Below are 17,386 nucleotides of genomic sequence, written 5' to 3' on the forward strand. Positions count from 1 at the left end.
TATGCGACCAACAATGATGACCTATATCAGTGAAGAGCCGGCCTGCCTGGCGCAGATCCTGCGTGGCTACCGGCAAAAGCTGGCGGCGATTGAGACCTTTGCCCGCCAGCACCCGGTACGCCGAATTTTGCTGCTGGCGACCGGATCGTCGCTGAATGCCGCGCTGTGCGCGCGCTATTTCTTTGAACAACGCTTCGGCGTGCTGGTTGACATTAAAGAGCCGTACAACTTTACCCATTACGAAGCGATCGACCCGCATACCGATCTGGTGGTGGCGATTTCACAGAGCGGGAAAAGCGCGTCAACGCTGGAGGCGATGCGTAAGGTACAGGCCTCAGGATTGCCGGTATTTGCCCTGACCTCCGACCCGCAAAGCCCGATAGCCCGCGCTTGCGATGGCGTTCTGGATATCAATACCGGGATCGAGAGCGTAGGGTTTGTGACCCGCGGTTTTAGCGCGACGGTGCTGAATCTGTTGCTGATAGCGCTGATCATTGCTCGTCAGCAGGGGAAAGGCAGCGAGGTGGAGGAGCAGCACTATCTCGCTGAATTCCAGCGGCTGCTTGCGGCGATCCCGGATGTTATCGCCCGCACCTCGCGCTTTATCGACCGGTATAGCGAAACGCTGCGGAGCGGGGAGCGCTTTGTCGCCACCGGCTACGGTGCGCTGGTTGGCGTGGCGAAGGAATTTGAAACCAAATTTACTGAAACGGTGCGCGTGCCTTCCAGCGGCTTTGAGCTGGAAGCCTATATGCACGGTCCCTATCTGGAAGCCAACGCCCGCCATGTGATGCTGTTTATTGAAGATGCGCCGGATGCGCGAACCCGGGCGCTGCGGGACTATATGGCGCCGTCCATTGCCCGGGCTTTTACGCTAACGCTGAGCGATGACGAGGATGCGCAGACGCTGGCGCTAAACTGTCCGTGCGAGCATCACCTGGCGCCGCTGTTGCTGATTGTTCCCGTCCAGATGCTGGCCTGGCATACCGCCGGACTGAAAGGCATCGATCTGGCTAAACGTATTTTTGACGATTTTGACCACGTATTAAAAAGTAAAATCTGAATATTCAGGAGAAAACTATGTTGGGTTTTAATCAGGACGAGTACCTGACCAGTGCTCGCGAGATCATCGCTGCGCGTAAACAGGCTGAAACCGTGGCCGATGATATTTATGACAGCGGCTGCAGCGCATTATTTTTTGCCTCGGTAGGCGGTTCTCTGGCACCGATGATGGCCATTAATGAGTTTGCCAAAGAATTAACCAGTGTGCCGGTATATCTTGAGCAGGCGGCCGAATTAATTCATCGCGGACATAAAAAATTAAATAAAGATGCAGTTGTCGTTACGTTATCTAAATCCGGTGATACCAAAGAGTCGGTGGCTATTGCCGAGTGGTGCAAGGCGCAGGGGATCCGCGTGGTGGCTATTACCCGTCATGCCGACTCGCCATTGGCCGCCGCCGCCAGCTGGCATATTCCGATGTGCCACAAGAACGGTGTGGAATATGAATATATGCTGCTGTACTGGTTATTCTTCCGCGTTATTTATCGTCACGGCGAGTTTGAAAATTATGCGCGATTTGCCAGCCAGCTCGAATTACTGCCGGAAAATCTCCTGCAGGCCAAGCGCCAGTTCGATCTCCAGGCGGATAGCATTGCCGCACAATACCATGACTGCGACTATATGATGTGGATTGGCGGCGCGGAAATGTGGGGCGAGGTTTACCTGTTCTCAATGTGTATTCTCGAAGAGATGCAGTGGAAGCGGACGAAATCCGTGAGCTCGGCTGAATTTTTCCACGGCACCCTGGAGCTGCTGGAAAAAGAGGTCCCGCTGTTTCTGGTGAAAGGAGAGGGGAAATGCCGGGCGCTGGACGAGCGCGTCGAACGCTTTGCCGAAAAGATAACTGACCATCTGGTGGTGATCGACCCGCGCGACTATCCGCTGAACGGCATTGATGACGCGTTCCGCTGGATTATGGCGCCGTGCGTGGTGTCCACCCTGCTGGTGGATCGGCTGGCGGCCCACTTTGAACACCATACCGGCCACGACCTCAATATCCGCCGTTACTACCGTCAGTTTGATTACTAAGCTGTGTTGATGGCGGCCAGCCGGGCTGGCCGCCATGCTATTCTCCGAGGCGCTTCCCAGAAAATTATCGTCAAATCCATTCGGGTAAAAACCGGTGGTAGAGTCCGGCTTTCCTTCTCTTTCAGGCAAGCGGATGGCCATGAAAAAACGGATGACCTCGACGCCGCACGATGCGGTCTTTAAACGATTTCTTCGCCACCCGGAGACGGCGAAGACGCTGTATGGCTGTCCGTTTACGTTGATCGACGTTACGGTGATGCCAGATGATGACCTCGTGCAGCATCGGCGGGTCGCCCTGCTGGAGCTGATGCAAAAACATATTCGCCAGCGCGATCTCAGCGGCATAACGGAGTCGTTGGCGGCCGTTGTGATGCTGGGATACACTCACCGTCGGCAGTTGAGAATGCTGTTTCACTATATGCTGCAGTACGGTAATACGGCCGAGCCGGGCGTGTTTCTCCGCCGGCTGGCCCGCCGTCTGCCACAGTATGAGGAGACACTGATGTCTATCGCGCAAAAGCTTAAGCAGGAAGGTCGGCAAGAAGGTCGACTAGAAGGCCGGGAAGAAGGGCACCAGGAGGGCTTGCAGGAAGGAAGCCGGCGCGAGGCGCTGCGCATTGCCGGCAGTATGTTACAAAATGGCCTCGACAAAGAGATGGTACAGAAAATCACTGGACTGTCGGCTGATGAACTACAGCCGCTGTAGGGTTAACGCCCTGCCACGGCAACCGTTGCCCGGCGCGGAAACCCGCCGGGCAGGATGGTTTTAGCCTTCGCTTTTCACCACTTTGATCTCCACCATGCCGATCCCCAGCTGACGTGGGGAGTGACCGAGGATATTGCCCTCGTTGGTAGACTGCGGGTCCGGCGGAGTGATGGTCAGGGTGTTGCTGCGCGACGGGTTGTCGAAATGCAGCGTCGTAGTGGTCACATCATTGGCCAGCGTAAGCACTTGCTCACTTTCACCTACCCGCACCGGGATCGGCTTATTGGCGTTTGGGCCGTAAGCTTTGGCGGTGATCACCAGATCAAATTTTTCCGGTAGCGGCTCTTTATATTCAATCTTCACGTCGCTGCCCAGCTGGGCATTGGACCACCGACCCCAGGACTCGGGACGCGAAATGCCGCTGAACTGCTTGACCTCTTCCGGGGCGCCGGCGACGTTAAACACGAAGCTGTCGGCCTTGTAGCGAATATCGTTGTCGACGACTTTTAGCGTATCGATGTTCCCCTTATAGCGCTCCATATCGATAAGGGTATCCCTGAAAGCGGTTTTGCCTTGCCACTGCGGCTTATCGACGTGCTGAACCTTTTGCTCACCGCCCAGCTGCCCCTGCGAGACGCACCAGTCGGTAGAGAGCGCGAGTTCAGGCGCCCACAGCTGCCCCATTTTATAGCAGCGATCGACCCAGACGAAATTATCCCGCGGCGCGAAATCGGCCAGCTGGAAGCGCAGCGGCGCAGAGTATTCGCTCTCCGGCAGCGGTTCAACGCGCTGGTTTGATACCCTGAGCAGTAGCGGCAGACGGAAATGGCTGCCGGAGAAGGCGATCATGTTCTTCTGCGAATCGATGGTGAAGTTTTTCATCTCTTTCGGGAAGTTCCACAGGCGGATCACGTCCGGTTTCCAGGCCAGGACCTTCTCTTTCATATTCATGAAAATACCGGAGAGCGACTGGCCGGAGAGGCTGCTGCGCCCGAGGCCGATATAGTTATCGCCGCCGAGAATATCGAGCACCGTCGCGCCGTTATCCATGGTGTTGCGTTTCACCGCCAGGGTCTCCTGCTGCGGTTTATCGCCGCGCAGGACGAAGAACAGATTGCTGCGATCGTGCTTGTTGAGGTAATCCCAGGCGCTGTTTTTCATGGCCAGGTGATCGGAAGAGACCACGATGACCGTGTTTTTGAAATAGGGTGAGGCTTTAATCTTCTCTATCAGCGCGGCGATATGTTCCTGGCTGCAGCTAACGGCGCTGAAGGAGAGGTTTTTCTTACCGTCCACGTCATAGCGTTTACGCTCGCAGGTGCGCGAGATAAAGCCGTCGGGGTGGTGGGTATCCACCGTCAGGGCGAACAGCGAGAAGCGTTTACCGGAGCGTGACAGCTCTTCGAATTTTTTCCACGTCTCATCGAGCACGGTGTCGTCATAGAAGCCCCAGTCGTTGCGATAGGCGGGATCCGCTACCGTAGTTTTGAGCTCTTCCGCCCCGTACAGGTGATCGAAGCCGTGGGATTTGAGAAACACGTCTTTGCCGGCAAAGCGCAGGTTGGCTCCCTGCACAAAATAGTTTTCATAGCCGGAGTTTTTCAGGATATCGCCAAGGCAGATATTCTGGGGAAAGAAGCTGGAGACCGAGGCCGAGGCGTTGCCTTCAAACGGCGCGAACAGCGGAATGCCGCACTGCGAGGCGACCATACCGGCGATGGTGTAATCCGTCCCCGGGAGCTGCATGGTATTGCTGAAATCGAGGCCCTGATCTTTTATTTTGCCGAGCTCAGGGGTGAGGTTAGGAAAGGCGTCGTTATCAAAATAGGTACGCTCGAGGCTTTCGCCATAGATATAGACCAGGTTCAGCTGTGGATTGTCGATACGCTTCGACGGCTCTTTGTAGTATGCGGCAAAGTCCGGGTCACCTTCCCGTGACTGCGATTTCACCAGCTCGCTGATCTGATGGAAGGCCGGGCTGGCATCCACGGAGGCCAGCGCCAGCAGCAGCGCCGCCAGGCTGTAACCGACGTGATGAGGATGATGCCGACGGCGGCGCAGCACCCAGCCCAGCGCGCCAAAGACGGCAACCAGCGCGACGCCCACCCCGACGCCCGGCAGAATGTATTTGCCGATCCCGGCGCCAGTCAGGCTGTTGGTCAGGGTATAGAGCACCGCGTCGTTGATGCCGTCGCCGGTAAAGTAGTCGCTGGCGTAGAGGGTGATGTTCAGCACCACGAACAGACCTAACACCGTGAGCGTGGCGGCAAACCACCAGGTGTTACGACCCGCTTTCCAGGCATACAGCACCACCGAAGCTAAAAATAAGGCGATGGATAACAACTCTGACACAGCTCATCCTCATTAGCGCCAGTTGTCGGCTGGCAGAATAGATTACTTTTCACGCCACACTGTAATTGCAGCGCCATCTTGCTGCAATTCTAGCGTCATGAAACTGTGCAGTTATTCAGAATTGGTTTAGATGTTGCCTTTTTTGATCGGTGTCGCATCGGGTGTGGCGGGGAAGCGGAGAGGGAAAAAGGGTAAAAAAACCGTTTCAGGCCGCGCTGCCGTCGCGAAGGCAACAAACGCGGCATGAGCAGTACATATCAGGAGAGGAAGTTAACGCCCTGTTTTAAGACCAGATCGCAGGCTTTGGTTTTCACCTGTTTCGCCAGCGAGCTGTTGCCAAGCGTATTCAGGTCCAGCTGCTGGCCGTTATTACTGTTGAGCAAGCCCTGCAGGCCATCGAGATAGTTGGTGTCTTGTTTCTGTTTTTCCGGCGTGCTGAGTCCCAGTTTATCCAGCACCTGGTTTTTGACGTTATCGGCGCTGGTCACGGAGGCCAGTTTCTGTTGCGCGCAATATGACAGGATCCCGGCCGCATTATTCATGCTGCTGGCGGTCAGAGACTGGCTGCTGCCGCTGAGCAGGCTGGTTAGCGAGGAGACGGACATGCCGCCGCTGCCAGCCTGGGTGCTGCTGCCGCTAAGCTGGCTGGCGGCGCTGTTAAGAGAATCCTGCCAGGAGGCAGCGTGAGCGCCGGCGAGGGTAAATGCACTGGCGGCAAGAGCGGCAAGTAAGCCATTTTTAAACGATTTCATAGACGGACTCATAAGCGTGACTGAATAATCGCTTTAGTATAACGCCGTCATCGTCCGGAAATCTCTTAATACTCCTTGCCAGTGACGCGGTGCCGGTAACTTTCCCAGTTGAAGATAACCCACAGGCTGTTCCCCAGCCGCATACGGTCCATTACCCGCTCGCCGAGCAGCTTGTTCATCTCTTCCATATTACTGTTGGTGAGCATCCCGGTAGGCCGTTTGGATGAAGAACGACGGTCAACTATCTGATTGATAATGACCTTCTCATAGCGAGACTCCGTCTGCATACCAATTTCATCAATCACTAACAGGTCGACTTTGCTGAGGTCGCTCAGTAACTGCTCTTCGCTCGTTTCCCGGTTGCCAAAGGTATCTTTCATCGCCGACATAATATCGGCCACGGTGATGATTAAGACCGACTTCCCGCGCAGCAGCAGCTCGTTGCAGATGGCTGCCGCCAGGTGATTTTTGCCGGTCCCCGGTTTACCGGAGAAGATAAAGCTGGCGATATTGCCATCGAACTCTTCCACATACTGACGTGCGCGGGCGAGGGCGTTCATCTGTCCTTCGCACTCGACGCGGTAGTTATCAAAGGAACAGTTCTGATGCAGCGGGCGGATCCCTGAGCGGTTGAAGGTGCGCTGCATTTTCATCGCGCGATTCTCCCGCTCCAGCGCTTCGGAACGCAGCCGGCCTTGCTCTTTTTGCCAGGCCAGCAGTTCTTCGCCGGTTTTAAACGCCGGTTCGATATGGGCCGGCATCATTTTCTGCAGACGCTTCATCAGGTCGCCCACGTTTTTCATGCTCATCCTCGGAAACCTCGCGGAATATGACTGTCGGGTTCGCTCACGCTGTTCACATCGCGCTTCGGCTGTCCGCCGTTGCTGGCGCGGCTGATTTGCACGCTACGCGCCAGCTTCTGCTGCCACTGCACGTGGTGAAACACTTTACCTTCCGCCTGCCAGTAAGCGACGAAGGCAGCCAGCTCTTCCGGCGTGACTGGCTGGCTCAGGGCAATGCCCCATAGCGCGGCCAGGCGCTGAAAATCGGCGTCAGGCTGCCAGTCGGCGTACATGGCAAATTTGCCCATTGGCACCGCAACTGGCGCCGCGGATGGCTCCTCGAAAAACTGCGGGTCAAGGGCGATGTCGCTGCCGGGGCGCGCCAGTCTGGCTTCCAGCTCCAGCAACTGCGCCAGCCGCGCTGGCGTCAGCGCATAGAATGCCGGCGCGTTATTGGCAAAAACGGCAACGGTGCCGTCAGTTGATTTCGCCAGCAGCGCCGCGTGCTGCTGGAGGAACTCTTCCAGGCCGCTAAAATGGGAGGTTAAAATTCGCGAAGACATAACTCTATCTCAACTCTGAACTGCAAAGAGTGGGGTGATCTGCACATAGTAGCACAGAGCCCGTCGCGGAAGGAGCGTCGCGGCTGTACCGCGACGCCGGGGGTCAGACGCGAGGGCGCTTACGATACAGCCACAGACCGGGTATCGACAGGCCAATAGAAAGGGCGCCCACAATAGACGATGCCTTTAAAAAATTGCTCAGCAGCAAAATCATCATCTCTTCAGAATAGCCAAAATGGCTGATCTTTACCGCGGAGATCATCGCGGTGTAGGCCGAGATGCCGGGAAACATCGGGATCACGGCGGCGACGGTAAAAATCTTCGGATGCGCCAGATACCAGCGTGACCACTGAATGCCGATGCTGCCCACCAGCAGCGCGGCGAGAAAGGTGGCCCATTCAATGTTAAAACCGGCGCTCATCATGACCATTCGCGAGCCGTGACCGATCGCCCCCAGCAGCGCGCACCAGCGCAAGGCGCGCTGGGGGACATTAAAGACCATGGCAAAACCAACGGCGGGGATTGCCGCCAGCAGCATGTCTTCCGCCAGTGCGAAAATAAACGAGATTATGCCCATCCGCGCAGCCCCCATACGGTCATCGCCATCACCACGCCAATGCAGGTGGCAAGGGTTAACAGGCTGGCGATCGCCCAGCGGGCGAGCCCCGTATTAATATGCCCTTTAAACATATCGGCGACGGCGTTGATCAAAGGAAAACCCGGAACCAGCAGCAGGACGCTGGCGGCCATGGCAATGGTCGGCGTACTGGCAAAGGCCGGGAGGCGCAGCAGCAGCCCGGAGATGGTGGTGGCGACAAAGGCGGTGATGCAGAAGTTGATCTGCGGATGCATGGACCGGTGGGTCAGCACCTGGCGAATGTACATGGCTACCGTACTGGCGCAGAAGCTGACCAGCGCACCGTCCCAGCCGCCGTTATTCAGTTTGCAGAAACAGGCGCAGGAGAGCCCCACCATGATGACCAGCAGCCAGCGCGGATAACGCAAGGGAACGATCTGCGAAAAGCGCTTCTCGACATCGCGATAGTCGAGCAGCTTATGTTCGGCGAGGATCACAATGTGCTGCACTTCCGTTACCACATGCATATTGATGCCGCGGTCGACATTTTTACGCGTTGAGGTGAGACATTCGCCATCTTTAATGGTGGTCAGCACGATGGCATTAGACGAGATGGCGCTTTCGACGCTGTCCATTCCCAGCGCCCGTCCGAGGCGGGTGGATAGCTCTTCCACCAGCGCACTTTCGGCGCCGTGCTGTAACAAAAAAAGACCACACTGGATGCACAATCGTGTGATTGCCCGCTGCTGTGACCGATCAACCTGCATAATTCCTCTGCTGTCCGCGACGTCTGGTTATCTGTCGATACTTTAACCTGAAGCGCCGTAGCGGCTGAGGGGGGCGGGATCAAATAATATGCAAAAATGTCCCGGCTGGCGGGGCGGCAGAATTTGAAGCATCCCACACTTTTGCCAGTTTGGTGAAAAGTGCAATTTTTGCCGCCATTCATCCCTTCTTTTTCCCGTCTGACTTATCAAAAATGCAGGAAAGCACTTTTATTAAACAAAAAATATACAAATAATTAACCCTGCAAGAGTGAGACAACCCTATGAAAACACAGGTCGCGATTATTGGCGCAGGTCCCTCCGGGCTGCTGCTGGGGCAGTTGTTGCACAACGCCGGGATCCATACCGTGATCCTCGAGCGTCAAACGCCACAGTATGTGCTGGGGCGCATCCGCGCGGGAATTCTGGAAAGCGGCACCGTCGATCTGCTACGCGAAGCGGGCGTGGCGCAGCGGATGGATGCCGAAGGCCTGGTGCATCATGGGGTGGAGTTTCTGTTTGATGGCCAGCGGGTACCCGTCGCACTGAGCGAGCTGACTGACGGCAAGAGTGTGATGGTTTATGGCCAGACGGAAGTGACCCGCGATCTGATGGCGGCCCGGGCCGCCAGCGGCGCGCCGATCGTCTATGGCGTGAGCGAGGTGGCTATTCATGACGCGAAAAGCGACCGACCGACGGTCACCTACCTCAGCGAAGGTGAAACCTGCCGCCTGGAGTGCGACTTTATCGCCGGTTGCGACGGTTTTCACGGGGTGTCACGGCAAAGCATTCCCGCTGACATTCTCAAAACCTACGAGAGCGTGTGGCCGTTTGGTTGGTTAGGCCTGCTGGCGGATACGCCGCCGGTCAATCCGGAGCTGATTTATGCACACCATCAGCGGGGGTTTGTATTGTGTAGTCAGCGCTCACTTACGCGCAGCCGCTATTATCTACAGGTTCCGCTGAGCGATAAGGTTGAAGCCTGGTCGGACGAACGTTTCTGGCAGGAGCTGAAAAGCCGCTTGCCGGAGGACCTGGCATCCAGGTTAGTGACTGGTCACTCACTTGAGAAGAGCATTGCCCCGCTGCGCAGTTTCGTGGTGGAGCCGATGCAGTATGGGCGGCTGTTTCTGGTGGGAGATGCGGCGCATATCGTTCCGCCAACCGGCGCCAAAGGGTTAAACCTGGCGGCATCGGATGTTAACTACCTGTGGCGGATCCTGCGTGAATACTATCATCGTGGCCGCAGCGATCTGCTGGCGACCTACTCGCAACTGGCGCTGGATCGGGTGTGGAAAGGGGAACGCTTTAGCTGGTTTATGACCCGCCTGCTGCATGATTTCCCGGACCAGAATGCGTTCGACGCCAAAATGCAGGCCGCCGACCGCCGCTACTACCTTGGCTCCCGCGCCGGGCTGACCACCATCGCGGAAAACTACGTGGGCTTGCCCATGGAACGCGTTACCTGACTAAAGAGGAGTGATTATGCCGCCCATACAAGCCGTCCCCGTATTTAAGCTGTATGGCGAAGAGCGCGGCTGGCCAACGCCGGACCTGCTGCACTGCGAGTCGATTTTGCAGCGTAGCAGTCTGTACGAGTGGCATATTCGCGTTCATCAGCATGCGGAAATGGTCCAGCTCCTCTACCTGCATCAGGGCCGGGCGGAGATCGAAATTGAAGGCGCCACCGCGGTGATGACGGCGTCCTGCATCCAGGTGGTTCCCGCCCTTTGTATTCATGGGTTTCATTTTTCACCCGGGACACAAGGGTATGTGCTCTCCCTGGCGCTGCCGCTGCTGAGCCGGTTTGAAAACCAGTTCGGCCGGCCGCTGGATGTGCTTAGCGTACCGCAGTGCGTGCCGGTAGGCCGTTCCCGGGGGCATATGCATACGCTATTTTCGGCGCTTCGCGAGGAATATTGCGAAGAGCATGATGCCCGGGAGATGATGTTGTACTCGTTGCTGGGGACGCTGCTGGTCTGGCTGAACCGGCAGTGCCGCCCCGCACCGCCCACGGAAGATAAAGCGGAGCGGAAGCGCAGTATGATGCGCCACTTTTCCCGACTTATTGAGAGCCACTATCGGCAGCATCTCCCGCTGGCGGAGTATGCGAAGCTAATTGGGTTGTCGGTCACGCACTTAAATTATTTATGCCGCGAGTTCTATGGCTGTAGCGCGCTGGGGGTATTGCATCAACGCCTGATGCTGGAAGCGCGACGCAATCTGCAGTACACCCGCATGACGGTAACACAACTCTCTGATTACTTAGGGTTTAGTGATGCTGCCTATTTTTCTCGCTTTTTCCGCCGCTATAGCGGGATGTCTCCTAAAGCATTTAGAGAAACAATCAAAGATAATGCTTTATAACTCACGTGCCTGAAATTATTTTTGCTAAATAATAGTTTTATCTTTTCTAATTTATTAGCGCAGGAGCGTCTGTGCTAATATTAATCGCAAGTATACACAGCAATAATATTTACACGGTATGACCACGGTTCGGTCGTTACGTATACCGTGTACGCAGGCCATGAATATACTTTTTATATTCATTCAGAGAATGATAAGGCGATGATGTTAAGCGCCGATTGTTTGCCGGCAGGCGAAGGAACTTCGACAGGAAGCGGAGGTGTTATGTTACCAGGACAAGGTAAGTTTGGTGTTGTTATTAGTAAAATTCCCGTCATGCAGTCAGGGTTAAAGGTTATCTTTAATGAAAATCTCCCTGATTACGAACTCAGTTTTTGTCGTTCTCATGATGAGCTCACCCTTTTGCAACTGCGGCGGGCAGTGCTGGTCGTCGCGGATATCTCCGGCGAGATTGCGCATCCCCGTGCCGTCTGCGAGCGGTATTACTCTCTGATGACGCAGTATCGTGATATTCACTGGGTTTTTATGGTCAGTGACAGCCTCTATCCATTGGCCGTTGAGCTTTTAATTCGCCCTGAAAGTTCGCTGATCTCGGAGAGTGAGCCGGTTAACCGGTTGATTGAGGTGATTTGCGCCGGCAGTCGTGCCGCTGAGCAAATTAGCCGGACGTTGTTCACCGGAGACGAGGATAGCGATTTCGCAAGCTACCACTCTGCGGCGATGCTGACCCTTTCGGAACGCAAGGTTTTGCGTCTTCTGGCAAAGGGATGGGGAATCAATCAGATCGCTGCGCTGTTGAAAAAGAGCAATAAAACCATCAGTGCGCAGAAAAATAGCGCAATGCGACGCTTATCACTGCGAAGCAATGCTGAAATGTATGCCTGGATCAACAGCGTGCAGGGAATGCAAGAGCTGAATATCAATTCAGCTTACGGGGAGCAAATGGAATGGAAAAAAATAGCACAACCCGCCATGTCGCCATCGTAGAAAAATGTGTGATGACGGAAATGGCCTGGCGCTATATCTTTAGTCGTGAAGATAATAGCCGATATCATATTCATCTGTTTAAAAATGTCAGTATGCTCAGGGCGGCGGAAACATCGTTTTCCTGGTCGGCCATTATCTTTTCTCTTTCGGGAAGCCGTTCTTCACGAGCTGAGAGTCTGCTTTTTGTTCATGAAATGGCGCGGTGTCGGCCGGAAGTCCAGGCAATTATTCTGGCTAATAATGAAAGTGAAATGCATCTGATCGGCCATCTTATGCCGGCTTGTCTGCATGGCATACTGAATAAATCCGCGCCGCGACGCGGGTTACAGGAGCGTTTGTTACAGTTGCTGGATAATCATCACCTCAGCGGCAGCGAACAATTTTGCGACAGAGAGGCGTGCAACGATCCGCTAAGTCCAACGGAGCACGCCATCCTTCGGTATATGTCGTGGGGATATTCGCTTTCTGATATTGCGATACAGCTGAACCGGAACATTAAAACTATCCGCGCGCATAAATTTAACGCCATGACCAAGCTCGGGGTTCGCTCAGACATCGGTTTATTAAACGCGGCGGATATCTTGCTGCATTTACCGATGAGCGGCGCGAACAACGCCGTTAAACAGGTGGCGTAACGCGGCTATAAACACACGTCTACCCATGTCGCATCGGTGAGCTGCGCCAATCGTTCTGGTTCAATACGAACGGCGCTGTGAATGGCTCCCGCTGCGGGTAGCACCTCCTGATAGTGCCTGAGCGAGACGTCGCAATAGACGGCCAGCGGATTTTCCAGACCAAAAGGGCACACGCCGCCTACCGGATGACCGGTCCAGGTCACCACCTCATCGCTGCTTAACATTCTGGCTTTCGCACCAAAGGTCTCTTTCAGCTTTTTGTTATCCAGCCGCGCATCGCCCCTGGCGACGATCAGAACAATCTTATCCTTGATCTTGAGCGACAGCGTTTTGGCGATTTGTCCAGGCTCAACGTTGTGTGCGGCAGCGGCGAGCGCGACGGTGGCGGTACTCTGGTTTAACTCAATAATTTCGATATCGGGGGCGTGTTCGGCAAAAAACTGCCGTACAGACTGCAGACTCATTGGATTCTCCTGATTTAAGCCTGGTTAAATCTGTCACAAGCCTGGCGGAGTGTAAATAACAGCGCGGACAATCCAGATTCCTTCTATTTTGTCGATCTCCTTCACATTCACCGTAACCGGTTACTGTAACCGGTTGCGGTTGTGCGCGTAGAGATGAATACTGGAACAGTCACTTCTCACTTTATTTATAACATAAGAGCCGTGTATGAATCGTTGCGTCATGAGCAGTATAGCCGGTAATCCATCAGCGGCCTGCTGCATCAAAAAGCGGTCATCGTAACGGCAGGGTAATCGTTGTTGGGCCAGTATCAATAGCCTGTCAGGAGGGCTACTATGTCTGCTAACCATGCTGCGTTTAATTTGATATTTCGCTTTGTAGAAAATTACATAAGCCCCATAGCAGGGCGGATCTCATCGCAGCGCCACGTCATGGCTATCCGTGACGGTTTTATCTCAGCGATGCCATTTATGATCGTCGGATCGTTCCTGCTGGTGTTTGCTTATCCACCTTTCTCACCGGATACCACCTGGGGTTTTGCCCGCGCCTGGCTGGATCTGGCAAAAGAGTTTGAGGGGCGTATTCTGACCCCCTTTGATATGACGATGGGGATCATGTCGATCTACATCTGCGCGGCGATCTCCTATAACCTCGGTAAGCACTACGAGAAATCCAATCAGCTCGATCCCTTCATGTGCGCAATGCTGTCGATCATGGCCTTTTTGCTGATTGCCGCGCCGAAGACCAATGGCACGCTGCCGGTGGATAGCCTCGGGGGGACCGGGATCTTTACCGCAATTCTGGTGGCGATCTATTGCGTGGAAATGATGCGTTTTTTGAAAGCGCACAACATTGGGATCCGCTTGCCGGACCAGGTTCCGCCGATGATCAAAAACTCCTTTGATCTGTTGATCCCGGTGCTGGTGGTCGTGCTGACGCTGTATCCGCTGAGTCTGTTTATCCAGCACCATTTTGACATGCTGATCCCGCAGGCCATTATGGCCATCTTCAAACCGCTGGTTTCGGCAGCCGACTCTCTGCCGGCAATTCTGCTGGCGGTGCTTATTGGCCACCTGTTGTGGTTCGCCGGGATCCACGGTGCCGCGATTGTGTCCGGGATGCTGCAGATGTTCTGGCTGACCAACCTCGGTATGAACCAGCAGGCGCTGGCCCAGGGGGCGCCTCTGCCGCATATCTTCATGGAGGCGTTCTGGACATTCTTCATAGTGGTTGGTGGTTCCGGGGCGACCATGGGGCTGGTGTTCTGTTATCTGCGTAGCCGCTCAGCGCATTTGCGCTCCATTGGCCGTCTGAGCGTGGTGCCAAGCCTGTTTAACATTAACGAGCCGGTTATCTTTGGGACGCCTATCGTCATGAATCCGGTGTTCTTTATTCCGTTCCTGCTGGCGCCAATGGTGAACGCGGTGCTGGCCTGGGCAGCAATGAAGCTGGATCTGATTGGCCGCGTTATCTCGGTGGTACCGTGGACGGCGCCAGCACCGATTGGCGGCGCCTGGGCGCTGGGCTGGGATTTTCGGGCGGCGGTTCTGGTGATCGTTCTGGCCTGCGTGTCGGCGATTATCTACTTCCCGTTCTTTAAGGTGTATGAGAAACAGCTGCTTGCTCAGGAAGCGGAAGAGGCCGAGCGAGCAGAGCAGGAGAGTCAACAGACCGCATAAATAGCAACGGGCGGCAAGGGCCGCCCGTTAATTTTGAGGTAGGGGGCGTTATTTCAGCGTGCAGTCGCCGCACTGTTGGACATCCGGCAGGCGATAGCGCTGGCAGCAGGTGCGTCGGACTAACAGCCCTTCACGCAGCACCACCGTTCGCCACAGCGGGTTATCCTGACCATCGGCGAGCTGTTTTTCAAAGAAGCAGTGCTGACGCAGAGCGGCGACCTGCTCATCGCCCAGCAGTGTGCGCATTTCACCTAAATACCAGTTGATCAGATAGCCGGTATTACTCCAGATAAGTTTGCCATTGATCTCGCCCGTCGCTTCCAGCGCCTCAACAACCGGCTGCAGGGTACGAATCACCAGGGCATCTATCCGCGCCTGCGGTGGAAGCGCTGCTATCCTGGCATCGTTATGCACATCAATCCAGAAGCAGGCAGCCCGACCGCTCTCGTGAAATTCGACATGGAAATGTTCTGGCGCCAGGCTGAGTCCCTGCGGTTCATTAAGCAGCGCCAGCATCAGCGGCGGCACCAGCAGGCCGATATACCACTGGGCCCAGAGCGAGAGCAGGGGCTTCTGTTCACGCGGCTGCGTGGGCTGATGACGATAGATATGATCGGACCAGGTGGCCAGCAGGGTGCGTAACGCGATGGGTTGCGACCACTCGGCGAGCGTTAACGCATGCGGCGGGGCAGGCTCATCAAGACGCAGGAAATCCAGCAGATGAGGGCGCAGGGCAGTGATTTTTGCCCGAAGACTCTCCGCCAGCGCGCGTTCAGCCGTCGGGAAGGGAGCCCGCCAGATGAGTTCGTCGCTAAGAGAAAGGGAGCGCCAGGCCATTTGATTTCCAGATACAAATCTAAATGATAATGATTCCTGATATTAGTTGTTTGCAGGCGGCATGGCAAGGAGTTTGTCGGCGCCGCGATACCGCGGCGCGCGAAGGAAAAGCTAACTGGCAAGAATAATATTGCGTCCTTTATTTTTGGCCTCATACAGTGCGCCATCGGCTCGTGCCAGCGCTTGCTCAATGTTGTCATCAATGAGCGGCGTCAGGCCAATGCTGATGGTCACGTTGGTGGCGACACTTTCATTAAACATATGCGGGATCTTCAGATCATAGACCCGCTGGCGAATGCGTTCGGCAGCCTGCCAGGCGGTTTCCTCGCTGCTGTTGGTCAGCAGGACCATAAACTCTTCCCCACCAAAACGAGCGACAATATCGCGTGAGCGCACGGCGTTGCGGATCGCGGCAGAGACGCGAATCAGCGCCTGGTCGCCCATCATATGGCCATAGTGGTCGTTATAGGCTTTAAAGTGATCGATATCGAGGAGCAGCACAAAGTGGTTGTCGCCGTCCAGCGCCAGCAGGGTGTCGAGGCGGTTCTGCAGCCCGCGGCGATTATACAAACCGGTCAGGGGATCCAGCATACTGAGATCGTTGAGCGTGTTGCGTTCCTGCATCAGTTTATCCATTAATCCTTGCGTGAAGGCATCGTTGCGCTTCTGGATAATATTTTGCAGGGTAATACCGGCAATAGGCAGCACAAAACAGTAGGTCATGCGCAACCATTGTTCCCCCTCTGACATTATCAGGCAGATAAGGAAAGTCGGTAAAGAGTGAAGGGTAAAGGCAGTGATATTATTGGAAAAAGCGATGGTGCCGATAAACAGAATGCTTAATAGGGCGATTACCAGATAGTTAAAATGCGGCGGTGTCAATAGCATCGCTTTTGCCACCACGTGCCATGCCCAGAGCATGCCAAATAACAACGAGATAGCCGGAATATTTATTTTCGCTTGCGGCCATTTCCAGTGCCAGAGCAGCAACAGCCCGCTGCAGGCCACGATCAGGGCGCAGGGCAGCGTAAAACGAACTACCGTAAATAGTGGGCTGACCAGCGACAGAGAGGAGGAAATGAAATTAAGCAGTAAAAAAAGCCGTAAGGAATATTGATATTTTTGTGCGTAGTGTGCTCGCCAGGTTTGTGCAGTCATATCGGAAGAATCATTATTAGTAGTTAAATTTCAAAATGATGAAAGCCAAAAATGAAGAGTCTGATAACAATGTGCAAAAAAAGGTTATTTGCAAAATAAGCAAAATATTTAATATATATCGATAATCCGCTTAATTTATCACCTTCATGAATGTATGTCATTACCGCGAACGTAAAGAAAAAGACGCAAAGCACATCGCAAATGACAAATGATAAATGTTATCATATGATATTGGTTATCATTATCGTTTTAAGAGGTGAAACCATGTTGCAGCGGGCATTAGGGAGTGGTTGGGGTGTGGTGGTTCCCGGCGTGCTGATTGCCGCTCTCGGGTATGCCGGAGTCTCGGCCGATGTGTGGCGGGCGCTGGTCACGGTGGGCATGCTGATGTCCGCAGCGATGATATGGCATCGTCAACTGCGCCATTTTATCCTGCTGCCATCTTGCGTTGCATTGATTGGTGGAATAATGCTGATGATTCTGGATTTTAAACTAGGGGGATAATGCCGGAAGAGAAAAGAATATTGGTGCGAGGGGGGGGACTTGAACCCCCACGTCCGTAAGGACACTAACACCTGAAGCTAGCGCGTCTACCAATTCCGCCACCTTCGCACAGTATTCTTTCTTTAGGATATTGCCTCGTTGGTGCGAGGGGGGGGACTTGAACCCCCACG

The 17,386-nt window shown here is 54.7% G+C and carries 18 protein-coding genes, 1 tRNA gene and 1 pseudogene; 9 read left to right on the plus strand and 11 right to left on the minus strand.

Features of this window, described 5'->3' with window-relative positions; translation table 11 throughout:
• The first annotated feature begins 1 nt into the window (after window position 1).
• From HMPREF3096_RS16940 to HMPREF3096_RS16950, 3 genes and pseudogenes are all read left to right on the plus strand, one after another.
• The gene (locus HMPREF3096_RS16940; protein WP_032731591.1) at window positions 2-1,063 is read left to right on the plus strand and encodes an SIS domain-containing protein; all 1,062 of its coding nucleotides are present in this window, start codon (window positions 2-4) and stop codon (window positions 1,061-1,063) included.
• A 17-nt stretch (window positions 1,064-1,080) separates the two neighbouring features.
• Entirely contained in the window at window positions 1,081-2,091 is a 1,011-nt protein-coding gene (locus tag HMPREF3096_RS16945; protein WP_008807549.1) for an SIS domain-containing protein, read from the plus strand.
• 199 nt (window positions 2,092-2,290) lie between these two features.
• Window positions 2,291-2,797, plus strand: a pseudogene (locus HMPREF3096_RS16950) (Rpn family recombination-promoting nuclease/putative transposase); the annotation flags it as partial.
• 60 nt (window positions 2,798-2,857) lie between these two features.
• Here HMPREF3096_RS16950 and opgB read toward each other — a convergent pair.
• The 6 genes from opgB to HMPREF3096_RS16980 all read right to left on the minus strand — a co-directional run bounded on the left by opgB (window position 2,858) and on the right by HMPREF3096_RS16980 (window position 8,590).
• Window positions 2,858-5,149 carry a phosphatidylglycerol--membrane-oligosaccharide glycerophosphotransferase gene (gene opgB / locus HMPREF3096_RS16955; protein ID WP_032731592.1) on the minus strand — a complete coding sequence of 764 codons (2,292 nt, stop codon included), beginning with the start codon at window positions 5,147-5,149 and terminating at the stop codon, window positions 2,858-2,860.
• Window positions 5,150-5,406: 257 nt separating this feature from the next.
• The gene (locus HMPREF3096_RS16960; RefSeq protein WP_023297029.1) at window positions 5,407-5,901 is read right to left on the minus strand and encodes a YjjA family protein; all 495 of its coding nucleotides are present in this window, start codon (window positions 5,899-5,901) and stop codon (window positions 5,407-5,409) included.
• A 65-nt stretch (window positions 5,902-5,966) separates the two neighbouring features.
• Window positions 5,967-6,704 (minus strand): DNA replication protein DnaC, encoded by a 738-nt coding sequence (gene dnaC, locus HMPREF3096_RS16965; RefSeq protein WP_008807545.1) that lies wholly within the window; start codon window positions 6,702-6,704, stop codon window positions 5,967-5,969.
• Between the two features lie 2 nt (window positions 6,705-6,706).
• Entirely contained in the window at window positions 6,707-7,246 is a 540-nt protein-coding gene (gene dnaT / locus HMPREF3096_RS16970; protein ID WP_008807544.1) for a primosomal protein DnaT, read from the minus strand.
• Window positions 7,247-7,349: 103 nt separating this feature from the next.
• On the minus strand, window positions 7,350-7,823 hold the full coding sequence (locus tag HMPREF3096_RS16975; RefSeq protein WP_012542936.1) for a threonine/serine exporter: 474 nt from the start codon (window positions 7,821-7,823) through the stop codon (window positions 7,350-7,352).
• Window positions 7,814-8,590 (minus strand): threonine/serine exporter family protein, encoded by a 777-nt coding sequence (locus tag HMPREF3096_RS16980; RefSeq protein ID WP_032731593.1) that lies wholly within the window; start codon window positions 8,588-8,590, stop codon window positions 7,814-7,816. The genes HMPREF3096_RS16975 and HMPREF3096_RS16980 overlap by 10 nt, the downstream gene beginning before the upstream one ends.
• Window positions 8,591-8,871: 281 nt before the next feature.
• Between HMPREF3096_RS16980 and pobA the strand changes: the two genes are divergently transcribed.
• The 4 genes from pobA to bglJ all read left to right on the plus strand — a co-directional run bounded on the left by pobA (window position 8,872) and on the right by bglJ (window position 12,576).
• On the plus strand, window positions 8,872-10,056 hold the full coding sequence (gene pobA / locus HMPREF3096_RS16985; RefSeq protein WP_022065581.1) for a 4-hydroxybenzoate 3-monooxygenase: 1,185 nt from the start codon (window positions 8,872-8,874) through the stop codon (window positions 10,054-10,056).
• A gap of 16 nt (window positions 10,057-10,072) precedes the next feature.
• A complete protein-coding gene (locus tag HMPREF3096_RS16990) occupies window positions 10,073-10,954 on the plus strand; it encodes a helix-turn-helix domain-containing protein (protein ID WP_023339552.1) in 882 nt (293 codons plus the stop codon).
• Window positions 10,955-11,218: 264 nt separating this feature from the next.
• Entirely contained in the window at window positions 11,219-11,941 is a 723-nt protein-coding gene (locus tag HMPREF3096_RS16995; protein ID WP_008807539.1) for a helix-turn-helix transcriptional regulator, read from the plus strand.
• Entirely contained in the window at window positions 11,902-12,576 is a 675-nt protein-coding gene (gene bglJ / locus HMPREF3096_RS17000; RefSeq protein ID WP_022065583.1) for a DNA-binding transcriptional activator BglJ, read from the plus strand. Before HMPREF3096_RS16995 ends, bglJ begins: the two co-directional genes overlap by 40 nt.
• Window positions 12,577-12,581: 5 nt before the next feature.
• On the opposite strand, the gene HMPREF3096_RS17005 is transcribed toward bglJ, so the two are convergent.
• A complete protein-coding gene (locus HMPREF3096_RS17005) occupies window positions 12,582-13,040 on the minus strand; it encodes a YbaK/EbsC family protein (RefSeq protein ID WP_008807537.1) in 459 nt (152 codons plus the stop codon).
• Between the two features lie 333 nt (window positions 13,041-13,373).
• On the opposite strand from HMPREF3096_RS17005, the gene HMPREF3096_RS17010 reads away from it, so the two are divergent.
• A complete protein-coding gene (locus tag HMPREF3096_RS17010; protein WP_008807536.1) occupies window positions 13,374-14,717 on the plus strand; it encodes a PTS cellobiose transporter subunit IIC in 1,344 nt (447 codons plus the stop codon).
• Between the two features lie 48 nt (window positions 14,718-14,765).
• Here HMPREF3096_RS17010 and fhuF read toward each other — a convergent pair whose 3' ends face one another.
• From fhuF to HMPREF3096_RS30950, 3 genes are all read right to left on the minus strand, one after another.
• The gene (fhuF, locus tag HMPREF3096_RS17015) at window positions 14,766-15,554 is read right to left on the minus strand and encodes a siderophore-iron reductase FhuF (protein WP_032731594.1); all 789 of its coding nucleotides are present in this window, start codon (window positions 15,552-15,554) and stop codon (window positions 14,766-14,768) included.
• Window positions 15,555-15,665: 111 nt separating this feature from the next.
• Window positions 15,666-16,712 carry a GGDEF domain-containing protein gene (locus HMPREF3096_RS17020; RefSeq protein WP_008807534.1) on the minus strand — a complete coding sequence of 349 codons (1,047 nt, stop codon included), beginning with the start codon at window positions 16,710-16,712 and terminating at the stop codon, window positions 15,666-15,668.
• A 23-nt stretch (window positions 16,713-16,735) separates the two neighbouring features.
• Window positions 16,736-16,906, minus strand: coding sequence for a hypothetical protein (locus HMPREF3096_RS30950; protein ID WP_012542929.1), 171 nt, complete (start codon window positions 16,904-16,906; stop codon window positions 16,736-16,738).
• Window positions 16,907-16,976: 70 nt separating this feature from the next.
• Here HMPREF3096_RS30950 and HMPREF3096_RS17025 point away from each other — a divergent pair, with 70 nt between their 5' ends.
• Complete coding sequence (locus tag HMPREF3096_RS17025; RefSeq protein WP_012542928.1) at window positions 16,977-17,216, plus strand: DUF1435 domain-containing protein; 240 nt, start codon at window positions 16,977-16,979, stop codon at window positions 17,214-17,216.
• A gap of 21 nt (window positions 17,217-17,237) precedes the next feature.
• Here the strand turns inward: HMPREF3096_RS17025 and HMPREF3096_RS17030 are convergent.
• Window positions 17,238-17,324, minus strand: a tRNA-Leu gene (locus HMPREF3096_RS17030).
• Window positions 17,325-17,386: the final 62 nt, after the last annotated feature.

Origin of the sequence: Klebsiella sp. HMSC25G12 (genome assembly GCF_001807705.1) — a bacterium.
Classification (GTDB): domain Bacteria; phylum Pseudomonadota; class Gammaproteobacteria; order Enterobacterales; family Enterobacteriaceae; genus Klebsiella; species Klebsiella variicola.

Excerpts from the sequence above, each read along its gene's own strand:
- HMPREF3096_RS16940 (WP_032731591.1), top strand. The coding sequence starts at position 2 with ATGCGACCAACAATGATGACCTATATCAGTGAAGAGCCGGCCTGCCTG.
- HMPREF3096_RS16945 (WP_008807549.1), top strand. The coding sequence starts at position 1,081 with ATGTTGGGTTTTAATCAGGACGAGTACCTGACCAGTGCTCGCGAGATC.
- HMPREF3096_RS16960 (WP_023297029.1), bottom strand. The coding sequence starts at position 5,901 with ATGAAATCGTTTAAAAATGGCTTACTTGCCGCTCTTGCCGCCAGTGCA.
- dnaC (WP_008807545.1), bottom strand. The coding sequence starts at position 6,704 with ATGAAAAACGTGGGCGACCTGATGAAGCGTCTGCAGAAAATGATGCCG.
- dnaT (WP_008807544.1), bottom strand. The coding sequence starts at position 7,246 with ATGTCTTCGCGAATTTTAACCTCCCATTTTAGCGGCCTGGAAGAGTTC.
- HMPREF3096_RS16975 (WP_012542936.1), bottom strand. The coding sequence starts at position 7,823 with ATGGGCATAATCTCGTTTATTTTCGCACTGGCGGAAGACATGCTGCTG.
- HMPREF3096_RS16980 (WP_032731593.1), bottom strand. The coding sequence starts at position 8,590 with ATGCAGGTTGATCGGTCACAGCAGCGGGCAATCACACGATTGTGCATC.
- pobA (WP_022065581.1), top strand. The coding sequence starts at position 8,872 with ATGAAAACACAGGTCGCGATTATTGGCGCAGGTCCCTCCGGGCTGCTG.
- HMPREF3096_RS16990 (WP_023339552.1), top strand. The coding sequence starts at position 10,073 with ATGCCGCCCATACAAGCCGTCCCCGTATTTAAGCTGTATGGCGAAGAG.
- HMPREF3096_RS16995 (WP_008807539.1), top strand. The coding sequence starts at position 11,219 with ATGTTACCAGGACAAGGTAAGTTTGGTGTTGTTATTAGTAAAATTCCC.
- bglJ (WP_022065583.1), top strand. The coding sequence starts at position 11,902 with ATGGAAAAAAATAGCACAACCCGCCATGTCGCCATCGTAGAAAAATGT.
- HMPREF3096_RS17005 (WP_008807537.1), bottom strand. The coding sequence starts at position 13,040 with ATGAGTCTGCAGTCTGTACGGCAGTTTTTTGCCGAACACGCCCCCGAT.
- HMPREF3096_RS17010 (WP_008807536.1), top strand. The coding sequence starts at position 13,374 with ATGTCTGCTAACCATGCTGCGTTTAATTTGATATTTCGCTTTGTAGAA.
- fhuF (WP_032731594.1), bottom strand. The coding sequence starts at position 15,554 with ATGGCCTGGCGCTCCCTTTCTCTTAGCGACGAACTCATCTGGCGGGCT.
- HMPREF3096_RS17020 (WP_008807534.1), bottom strand. The coding sequence starts at position 16,712 with ATGACTGCACAAACCTGGCGAGCACACTACGCACAAAAATATCAATAT.
- HMPREF3096_RS17025 (WP_012542928.1), top strand. The coding sequence starts at position 16,977 with ATGTTGCAGCGGGCATTAGGGAGTGGTTGGGGTGTGGTGGTTCCCGGC.